Origin of the sequence: Aldersonia kunmingensis (assembly GCF_001646865.1) — a bacterium.
In the GTDB taxonomy this organism is placed as follows: domain Bacteria; phylum Actinomycetota; class Actinomycetes; order Mycobacteriales; family Mycobacteriaceae; genus Aldersonia; species Aldersonia kunmingensis.
The window spans coordinates 18,934-28,886 of sequence record NZ_LRRB01000118.1 but is presented as its reverse complement, the minus strand read 5'-3'; the positions used below and the strand labels follow the sequence as shown (position 1 = coordinate 28,886).

Annotated in this window: 6 protein-coding genes and 1 pseudogene; 4 read left to right on the top strand and 3 right to left on the bottom strand. The window is 66.8% G+C overall.

Annotated elements, in window-relative coordinates:
• Window positions 1-85: 85 nt before the first annotated feature.
• Window positions 86-982: a LysR substrate-binding domain-containing protein gene (locus tag A8G08_RS09605; protein WP_068273191.1), complete on the bottom strand. Its 897-nt coding sequence runs from the start codon at window positions 980-982 to the stop codon at window positions 86-88.
• A gap of 78 nt (window positions 983-1,060) precedes the next feature.
• Between A8G08_RS09605 and A8G08_RS09600 the strand changes: the two genes are divergently transcribed.
• From A8G08_RS09600 to A8G08_RS09585, 4 genes and pseudogenes are all read left to right on the top strand, one after another.
• On the top strand, window positions 1,061-2,284 hold the full coding sequence (locus A8G08_RS09600) for an acetyl-CoA C-acetyltransferase (protein WP_068273189.1): 1,224 nt from the start codon (window positions 1,061-1,063) through the stop codon (window positions 2,282-2,284).
• Window positions 2,281-3,051, top strand: coding sequence for a 3-oxoadipate enol-lactonase (gene pcaD / locus A8G08_RS09595; protein ID WP_068273187.1), 771 nt, complete (start codon window positions 2,281-2,283; stop codon window positions 3,049-3,051). The genes A8G08_RS09600 and pcaD overlap by 4 nt, the downstream gene beginning before the upstream one ends.
• Window positions 3,048-3,850, top strand: a pseudogene (locus A8G08_RS09590) (CoA transferase subunit A). Before pcaD ends, A8G08_RS09590 begins: the two are co-directional and overlap by 4 nt.
• Window positions 3,847-4,491: a 3-oxoacid CoA-transferase subunit B gene (locus A8G08_RS09585; RefSeq protein WP_068273184.1), complete on the top strand. Its 645-nt coding sequence runs from the start codon at window positions 3,847-3,849 to the stop codon at window positions 4,489-4,491. Before A8G08_RS09590 ends, A8G08_RS09585 begins: the two are co-directional and overlap by 4 nt.
• Here A8G08_RS09585 and A8G08_RS09580 read toward each other — a convergent pair.
• Together A8G08_RS09580 and benC are read right to left on the bottom strand one after the other, a co-directional pair.
• A complete protein-coding gene (locus A8G08_RS09580; protein ID WP_068273182.1) occupies window positions 4,488-7,154 on the bottom strand; it encodes a helix-turn-helix transcriptional regulator in 2,667 nt (888 codons plus the stop codon). The genes A8G08_RS09585 and A8G08_RS09580 overlap by 4 nt on opposite strands.
• A gap of 30 nt (window positions 7,155-7,184) precedes the next feature.
• Window positions 7,185-9,950 (bottom strand): benzoate 1,2-dioxygenase electron transfer component BenC, encoded by a 2,766-nt coding sequence (benC, locus tag A8G08_RS09575; RefSeq protein WP_068273180.1) that lies wholly within the window; start codon window positions 9,948-9,950, stop codon window positions 7,185-7,187.
• Window positions 9,951-9,953 lie beyond the last annotated feature (3 nt).

Genomic DNA, 9,953 nt, shown 5'->3' with positions numbered 1-9,953 from the left:
TGGCCACGAGGACCCTCTGTTCGCTCATCTGGTGTGTCCCTTGCTGTTGTGATCTCGCCGAATACCGCCGCCCGCCAACATATCCCTAGCGACGGGCCACGGCGACGATCCGCTCGAGGATTCGCAATGCGTGTTCGGTTATCGGCGAGCGACGCTCACGCACTCGCGCCACCGCGAGATCGATATGTGCCGGCTGCGTCGACAGCGGGCGGTAGGCGACTCCGGCGATGCCGAGGCTCGACGTCGGTTCGGGAACCACGGCGACTCCGAGCCCCGCCGCGACGAGCGTCACCAGGGTGGAGGTCTCCTCAACCTCATGGCGAATCCGCGGCACGAAGTTGGCGCGCGCGCACAGCGAGTGCAGCACCCCGCTCATAACCGTCCGGCCGCCCCCGGCGTGCGCGATGAAGTCGCTTCCGGACAGGTCACCGATGTCGATCGCGTCGGCACCCGCGAGCGCATGTCCGGCAGGTAGCGCCACAATCAACCGATCGCGCCGGATGGTGTCGTAGCTGAGGTCCGGCGCGGCGAGCGGCGGACGCAGCAGGCCCAGATCGATCTCACCGGATCGCAGTGCCGCAACCTGGGCCGGCGCCGACATCTCCCCGCGCACGCCGATGTCTACTGCCGGGAGTTCGTCGCGAAGCGCACGGACCAGTTCGGGCAGCAGGGAGTAGGTCGCCGATCCCACGCAGCCGATCACGAGTGAACCCTCCCGTCCCTCGGCGATCTGCTGCGCGTGCCTGCCCGCCGCGTCGACGGAATCGAGGATGGCGATCGCGCGCTCGAGATAGTCCGCCCCAGCCGCGGTGAGTTCGACCCGCCGCGTCGAGCGGACCAGGAGTGCGACGCCGAGCTCGTCCTCGAGTTGCTTGATCTGCTGCGACAGCGGCGGCTGGGCCATGTGCAGCCGCTCCGCGGCACGTCCGAAGTGCAGTTCCTCGGCGACGGCCCGGAAGTATCGGAGATGACGTAGCTCCATCTATTCAGACTAGTGAAATATCAATAAGGAGAAAATGTGTATTTCTCAGTATGAGATTGGATTCCTATCGTTGTTTGCATGACCAGCGCTTCCGACATCGTTATTTGCTCCCCGCTCCGTACCCCGGTGGGGCGGATGGGCGGGGCGCTCGCAGCGGTTCCGGTCACCGATCTCGCCACCGGCTTGCTGCGGGAGGTGATTGCCCGGACGGGACTGTCGGAGGGCGACGTCGATGACGTCATCCTCGGCCAGGGATACGCGAACGGTGAATCGCCCGCGCTCGGCCGCATTGCCGCCCTCGATTCCGGACTGGGTATCGGCGTGCCTGGCATGCAGGTCGACCGTCGCTGCGGTTCCGGTCTGCAAGCTGTGCTCAACGGAGCTTCGTCCGTCGCAACCGGCGGAGCCGATCTCGTTATTGCCGGCGGTGCCGAGTCCATGTCGAACGTCGAGCACTACGCGCTCGGCCTGCGCAGCGGGATCCGCCAGGGCGGCGTTGAACTCATGGACCGCCTCGACCGCGGGCGGGCCACCGCGGGCGGCGCATCCCACCCGATCGCCGGCGGCATGATCGAGACGGCCGAGAACCTCCGTGCCCGATACGAGATCTCGCGTGAGGATCAGGACAGGCTCGCGGTCGAGTCCCATCGAAGGGCCATCGCCGCACATGAGGCCGGGCGATTCGACGACGAAGTCGTCGCGGTTGGTGTGCCCGGCAAACGCGGCCGCCCGAACGTTATCGTCGGCCGCGACGAACATCCGCGCGCCGATGCCGATCTGGAAAGCCTGGCGTCACTGCGCGCGGTCCGCGGCCGCATAGATCCGGATTCGACCGTGACCGCAGGCAATTCGTCCGGACAGAACGACGGTGCAGCCATGTGCGTGGTCACTACACGCGCGAAGGCCGAACGACGCGGGCTCGAGCCGCTGCTCGCTTTGCGCAGCTGGGCCGTCACCGGGTGCGCGCCCGAGACGATGGGACTCGGTCCGGTCGACGCATCCTCGTCCGCGCTGGCACGCGCCGGGCTGACACTGGACGACATGGACCTCATCGAATTGAACGAGGCGTTCGCCGCGCAGGTTCTCGCCGTCACCGCTGAGTGGAAGATCGACGCGTCCGATGAACGGTTGAATCCCAACGGTTCCGGTATCTCGCTCGGCCACCCGATCGGCGCCACCGGTGCACGGATTCTTGCCACTGCTGCCTACGAGGCTCGGCGCCGCGATGCCCGATACGTACTCGAGACGATGTGCATCGGCGGCGGTCAGGGTCTCGCGGCAGTTTTCGAGGCAGTCCGATGAGCGCGGTCGAGGTACACGCGATCGTGTCCGGGCGGGCTGACGGACCGACCGTCGTTTTGTCGAATTCGCTCGGGTCCGACCATCGCATGTGGGACGCCCAGGTGCCCGAGCTCGAAAAGCGTTTCCGTGTGGTGCGTTACGACACCCGCGGACACGGCTCGTCACCGGTTCCGGCCGGTCCATACGCACTCGACGATCTCGCTGATGACCTGATCGCACTGCTCGACCGCCTCGACATCGATACGTGCCACCTCGTCGGACTGTCGCTCGGCGGGATGACCGCCATGCGCGTCGCCGCACGAAATCCCGAACGCATCGACCGCCTCGGCCTGCTCTGTACTGCCGCCGCGCTCCCGCCGGCGTCGGTGTACACCGAGCGTGCCGCGCTGGTGCGGGAGCAGGGAACGGGTGTTGTCGCTGAGGGAGTCGTGAGCCGTTGGTTCACCCCGGATTTCCTCGAGCGCAATCCCGGCGTGCGCCGCAAGCACGAAGAGATGGTGGCCACGACACCCGACGAGGGATACGCGGCGTGCTGCGAGGTCATCGCGGCGCTCGACGTACGAGACGACCTCGCCTCGATCAAGGCGCCCACGCTGGCGATCGCGGGCGGCGACGACCTCGCGACACCCCCAGCGAAACTGGCCGAAATCGCGGACAACATTCGGGATGCACGACTGCTCGTCGTCCCCCACTCGGCGCATCTCGCGCCCGCACAGCAACCACAGATCATCACCCCCGCTCTCATCGAGCACCTGGAGGCATCATGACCCTCGACAAACGCGCGGCGACACCGGAAATCGCGGTGGCCGGCATCCCGGACGGCGCGAGTATCGCCGTCGGTGGCTTCGGCCTCGCCGGGATCCCGTGGTTCCTGATCGACGCGCTGCTCGAGCAAGGTGCAAGCGACCTCACGATCGTGTCGAACAACTGCGGTGTCGACGGGGCCGGACTCGGCAAGCTCCTCGAGGCCGGCCGGATCTCGCGCGTCATCGCGTCCTACATCGGTGAGAACAAGGAGTTCGGCCGCCAGTTCCTCGCCGGCGAGTTGACCGTCGAACTCACCCCGCAAGGCACACTCGCCGAACGCTTGCGCGCGGGCGGTTCCGGAATCGGTGGTTTCCTATACACCGACCGGCGTCGGCACCGTCGTCGCCGAAGGCGGCCTGCCGTGGCGCTACAACCCCGACGGCACGGTCGCGCTCGCCTCGCCCGCGAAAGAGGTCCGGCAATTCGACGGAAGGGACATGGTCCTCGAGGAGGGCATCGTCACCGATTTCGCGCTGATCCGGGCCGCGGTGGCAGACACCGCAGGCAACTGCCGCTTCCATGCTGCGGCACGCAATTTCAATCCGTCGGCCGCGATGTCGGGTCGGATCACCATTGTCGAGGCCGAAAAAAATCGTCCCCACAGGGGAACTCGGCCCGGACGACATCCACCTTCCCGGCGTGTTCGTGCAGCACGTCGTCGAACTGACACCCGCACAAGCGGCGCACAAGGACATCGAAAAGCGCACCGTCCGGTCGCGTCCGGCGTCCGCCCCGATCCTGCAGGAGGCGAACCGATGAGCTGGACACGCGACGAGATGGCCGCCCGCGCGGCGCTCGAACTGCGCCCAGGCGATTACGTGAATCTGGGCATCGGGCTGCCGACGCTGATCCCGGACTACCTGCCCGCAGACTCCGGAATCACGCTGCACGCCGAAAACGGCATTCTGGGCGTCGGTCCGTTTCCGTACGACGACGAGGTCGATCCCGACCTGATCAATGCCGGCAAGCAGACAGTGTCGGTGCTGCCGGGCGCTTCGTACTTCGATTCGTCGGAGAGCTTCGCGATGATCCGCGGTGGGCACATCAATGCGGCAGTGCTCGGCGGGATGCAGGTCGCAGCCAATGGCGACCTCGCCAACTGGATGGTGCCGGGCGCGCTGGTCAAGGGTATCGGCGGCGCCATGGACCTGGTCAATGGCGCCAAAACCGTCATCGTGCTGATGGAACACGTCAGCAAGAAGGGCGACCCGAAGCTCGTCGAGACCTGCTCGCTTCCGCTGACCGGGCGCGGTGTGGTCGACAGCGTGATCACCGACCTCGGAGTGTTCGACATCGCCGACGGCGGCTTCGACGCCATCGAGCTCGCACCTGGAGTCGAGCTCGACGACGTCCGTAGCGTGACCGCCGCGCGAGTGCGCGACCGCCTACCGATTCACTAGCCGCGAGTCGCGGTGAGTTCCGAACGCGAACGCAGTCCGAGCTTCGCGTAGATGCGGGTCAGGTGGTATTGCACGGTCTTCGGCGAGATGAACAGTTCCGCCGCGACCTCCCTGTTCGACATTCCGCGCACGACAAGGGCGGTGACAGCCTCCTCCTGCGGGGTCAGCTCGATCTCGTCGCGGTGGCCCCGGGGGAGGTGCACGCCACCGGCTTTCAGCTCCCGCTCGCAGCGCTGCACATAGGTGTCAGCACCCAGCGACAGGTAGAGATCGCGTGCCGTGCCGATCACGCGGTCCGCGTCGCGCCGTTTGCCGGCCCGGCGCAGGGTTTGCCCGTAGGCGAAGTTGACGCGGGCGAGGTCGTAGCGGGTCGGCAGATCGGCGAGGAGTTCGAGCGCAGCCTCGAACGACCGACGCGCCGACACAATATCTCCGGACGCGCCGAGCAACCGACCACGCGCATAGCCCAATCGTGCTCGCGCCGAGCGGTGTTCGCGCTCCGCGGCCGTCGCCTCATGCGGCTGAAGCAAGGCGTCCGCGTCATCGAGCCGGCCCTGAATCACCAGCGCATTGGCAAGTACGTCCACCCACGGCCAGAACCCCGGCTCACGAAGCCCGGGTGTGGTCTTCGCAAGCCGGATGAGTGGCGACAGGGTGTGGATCACTGTCGCATAATCCGCGGCCGACTCAGCGATCTGCGCCCGGCTCAGGAGCGCCGGAATTCGCATGATTTCGTAGTCGGTGGATCCCACCGTGGTGTCTCGAATCGCTCGATCGGCGGACGCCCAGTCACCGCGCAATGAGAACACCTGCGCGAGTGTCCATTGCAAGAGCGGTGTGGCCAGAACGATTCCGCTCGTCGCGGCCAGGTCGAGACCTCGGCGCGCGGTATGCACGGCAGAGTCCCATTCACCGGTGAGGAAATGGGCGCGGGCGAGCCAGCCGAGCGCCCACAGCGTGATACGGCCCGAGCCACCCAGGCTCGCCATCGACACTCCGGCTTCCAAACTGCTTCGCGCGGAGTCGATATCGTCGAGCCCGAGTTCGAGCCAGCCGCGCCCCATGGTCATGCGTTGGGCCTGCGCGCCGTGCCGGATGGTCGTCGACAGTTCACGGTAGATCTGCATGGCCTGCTGCGGTTGCCCGGACCAGGCCACCCCGAGCCCGCGGATGGCTGCGGCCTCGACACCGCTCGGCGATGTGCGCCCAGCGAGATCAATCGCCCGATCCGCCCAGTCGACGAGTTCGGGCCCCTGACACCGGATCAACGCATCGAGTACGCGACGTTGCGCGATCATCGCCGCAGTCTCGGGATCACGCGACGCATTGACGATGTCCCAGGCGCGGGTCAGCCGGACGTCGGCCTCGGCGGGACGGCCACGCAGCAGCGCCATGTACGCGAGAGTCGCATTGCGCAGCGGTGTTTCGCGCAGGCTCTCGATGGCCGGTACGAGCGCGCCCGCGCCCACGCAGTCGCCGGCGGCGAGTAGCGCATCAACGGCTCGGGTGAGTCGTTCGTCGCGAGCCAGCGGGTCGACCGTAAGTCGGGCCGCGCGCCGCAGCAGCTGAGCGGCATCGCTCCACGCTCCCTCCGCTGCCCGGGCCTGTGCGAGCAGATTCACCTCGTCGGCGAGCTCCGGATCGGTACCGGGTGTCGCGGCGATGAGGTGCTGGAGTCGCCGAACCGGGTCGGTCACGAGTTCGGCCGCAGAGCGGTGCGCGGAACCAGCGGCCTGCAGCCCCATAAGCCCGACCACGGCGGCACGAATCATGTCGCTGCGCAGCTGCAGTCGCGCTTCACCCGGTTCGAGATCGGTTGGGGTGTCGACCATGTTCGTGGCAATCGCATCGTCGGCGGCCTTGAACTCATCCTCCACCGCCGCCAATTCGACTGCGACGGACAGTGCTTCGTCTGCGCCGAGAATGGCTATCGCCTCGATCAGCGCCCGACCCGCTGGTGAACACGCCTCCAGCCGGGCACGAACAGCGTCGCGGACGAAGCCGGGCGCCGGCAGATCGGCATCCTGGCGCGACCACAGCTCACTGGGAGCCTCATCGAGCAATGCGATCGCCGCGCGCGGATTGCCCGCGGTGTGGTGATGCAATCTGTCGGCCATCGACGGATGCAGCAGCATATTTCGCTGCCGTGCCAAATGCCCGATCGCCGCGGCGTCGATTCCCACGAGCCGCAACTCGGATAGCGGGCCGACTATGCCGGGGACCTCGCCCGCGGGCGCACACAGAATCAGCGCAACCCTGGCCGTACGGTGCCGAGAAAGCGCACCGGAGATCGCGTGCATCGACTCGAGGTCGGCGCAGTGGGCGTCATCGATCACAATGAGCAGGGGAACGTCGCCGGACCATCGGCCGGCGAGATCGTCGATGATGGTTTCCGGTCGCGCGGTACCGCGTTGCAGCAACTGGCTCAGCACTGCGCCGACACAATCGGTCTCCCATGGAGCGGCCTGCGCCCAGAGCACCCGCTCGGCGCCGTATCGATTCCGGTGCTCATCCACCAGGCGGCGGGCCAGGGTCGACTTGCCGATTCCGAATTCACCCGTGACCGCGGCGACCTGAACGCCGTGTTCCGCGACGGCCTCCACGAGGGCGGACAGTTCCTTCAGCTCGCCCTCGCGACCGACGCACTCGTCCACGCGGATCACAAGTCGATGGTAGGCGCGCCCTTGTGGCGGTCACCCCAGATCGCCGCCCGCCACGGGTAGCACGGTCCCGGTGATATAGGAGGCCTCCTCCGAAGCCAGAAAGCAGATCGCCGCAGCCTGTTCGTCGAGGGTGCCGTACCGCTTCATCGGCGACGACGCGATGGTCTGGTCGATGTGGGCCTGGAACCAGCCGCGTTCTTCCTCGGTTCGCGGCTCCGGGGTCCCGCGCGAGATTCGCCGGGCCGGCGCCTCGGTGCCGCCAGGTGACGTCGCAACCACCCGGATGCCCTTCTCGGCGTACTCCAGGGCGAGCGATGCCGTGATGGCGTTGATCCCGCCCTTGGCGGCGGAATAAGGCATGCGGTGGATGCCGCGGGTGGCCACCGAGGACACATTCACGATGACGCCGTCGCCGCGTTCCACCATGCCGGGTAGGACCGCGCGGCACGAGTACAGCGTCGTCATGAGCGACCGGTCGATTTCGGCGCGGATCTCTGCCTCGGTGAACTCGATGAACGGCTTGAAATTGATCGCGCCGCCCACGTTGTTGATCAGCACATCGACCCGTCCGAACTTCGACATTGATTGGTGTGCCACAGATTCGGCGCCCTCATGTTGCTCGAGGTTCGCCGTGACTGCGAGCACGTCCCCGTTCGGACGCAGTTCGTCAGCGAGTTCCTTCACCAGTTCCGAGCGGTCGACGAGCACCATCCGTCCGCCCTCGGCGGCGATCCGGCGTGCGGTCTGGGCGCCGATACCCTGTGCCGCTCCCGTCACCACGACGACCTTGCCTGCGAACCGGCCCGGTGTGATGAACCGCGGACGGTGGGAGGCGATTTCGTCGGCCATCGCGCGGCGCATGGTCTGCTTCGAGCGTTCCGCATGTGCGGCAATCAGACTGCGCGCGGCCTCTCGGTCACCGGATTCGAAGGCGGCGACGATGTCGACATGATCGCGCGCGCACAGCGGATGGCACCAGGTCGCATTGCGCAACACCTCGCTCATCCGGCCCTTCACTCCGAGTGCCGTGTACGCCTCGAGCAGATGTGCATTTCCGGTCTGCGCGAAGAGGTAGTCGTGGAAATCGGCGTTGGTCTCGGTGTACTGCGTGGCGTCGACGAATGAATCGCCCGACACATACTGGAGTGTCGCGTCCGCGAGCAGGCGATACCCGGCCAACTGTCGACTCGACATGCGTCCGAACGTGAGTTCCAGTGCGCCGAGCTCGAGTGCGGCGCGTGCCTCGAAGATCGCGTCGGATTCATGGACGGCGGGATGCTCCTCGCCGATCTCGTAGCCGTCCGAGCCGATCGTTGTTCCGATGCTCGAGGCCGATTCGGTTGGTGGTCGCGCGGTCTCGACAGCCGCCGGGCTGGCGACCAGGGGAGTCACCGGTCGCTCTTCGAATACCGTCTGCCCGGCGAGAGATCGCGATGATCCGGGAATGAGTGCGCCGTCGTCGGCATCGAGCTTTGCTGCCGCGGCGGGATTCGCCGACCAGACCTGCTGTCCGCCGATCAGGAGTCGCGAATCGTCGGCACCCGGCGTTGGAACAGGGCCGCTCCAATTGTCGATCTCGCGGCGCGGCAGGACGACCTGATCCGCGATGGAACGGGCATCGCGAGCGAGAGCCAGGTCCTCCACCGGCGCGGCGGGCACCGGCGCGACTGCCACCGCGGGCTCGGGCGACGGCGCAGTATCCCGATCGGCGGTCACAGCAACCGCCAATGCGAACTTCTCGTAGTAGAAGCCGGTCGGTTCGGTCCCGGCATCGGCGAGATGGGTGCGAACCGCCTCGACCATCGGTGGGGGACCGCACAGGTAGACCGCCACGTCGCCGGCGTAGAGGTGCTCGGGTCCGATCAGACCGGTGACATATCCCTTGTTTCGTGCGGCGCTTGCCGGATCGGAGACGCAGTAGTCCCAGGTGAGACCGGGCAGATCGGCTGCGAGGCGCTCGATCTCATCGACCGCAACGAGGTCGATATCGGACGACACCCCGTAGACGAGATGAACCTTGCGGGTGCTGCTCCCCGCGCGCAGGGTTCGCAGCATCGCGAGGATGGGCGCGAGGCCGGTACCGCCGGCGAGCATGAGGATCGGCCGCGCGGCCTCGCGCAGGAAGAACGATCCGTGCGGGCCGGTGAAGGTGAGATCGTCACCCACGCGAGCGCGCTCAGTGAGGTACGTCGACATCGCACCGCCCGGGCTCAACTTCATCAGGAAGGTGAGCCGGTCCTCGTCGGGGCCGTTGGAGAACGAGTAGGACCTCGTCAGGGGCTTACCCTCGCCGTTGTCCGTGCCCGGCACTTCGATATTCACGTATTGCCCTGGCAGAAAGGCCAGTTCGGCGCGATTGGAGATGTCGATGGCCACCCGCACGGTCGATTCCGACAGCCGATCCAGCTCGACGAGCTCCCCGGTGAAGGTGGCGGCCTGCGTCTTCGCGATATCGGACGTCGCCTGGATCTGCAGCACGAGATCGGACTTCGGCTTCATCGAACACGGCAAGGCGTACCCCTCGGACGCCTCCGCCTCGGACAGGGCAGCCTCGATATACGTTCCACCGTCATAATCGCCGGATTCGCAGAGCGCCTTGCACGTTCCGCACGCGCCGTCGCGGCAATCGAGCGGGATGTTGATGCGCTGCCGATACGAGGCGTCAGCGACGGTCTGGTCAGTGCGGCAGTTGATGAAGCGGGTGACGCCGTCCTCGAAGCTCAGGGCGACCTTGTGGGTCGTGACCTCGGCGACCGGATCGCCGGTCGAGGCGGGACGCTCGGTGGTGGCAGTCATGGC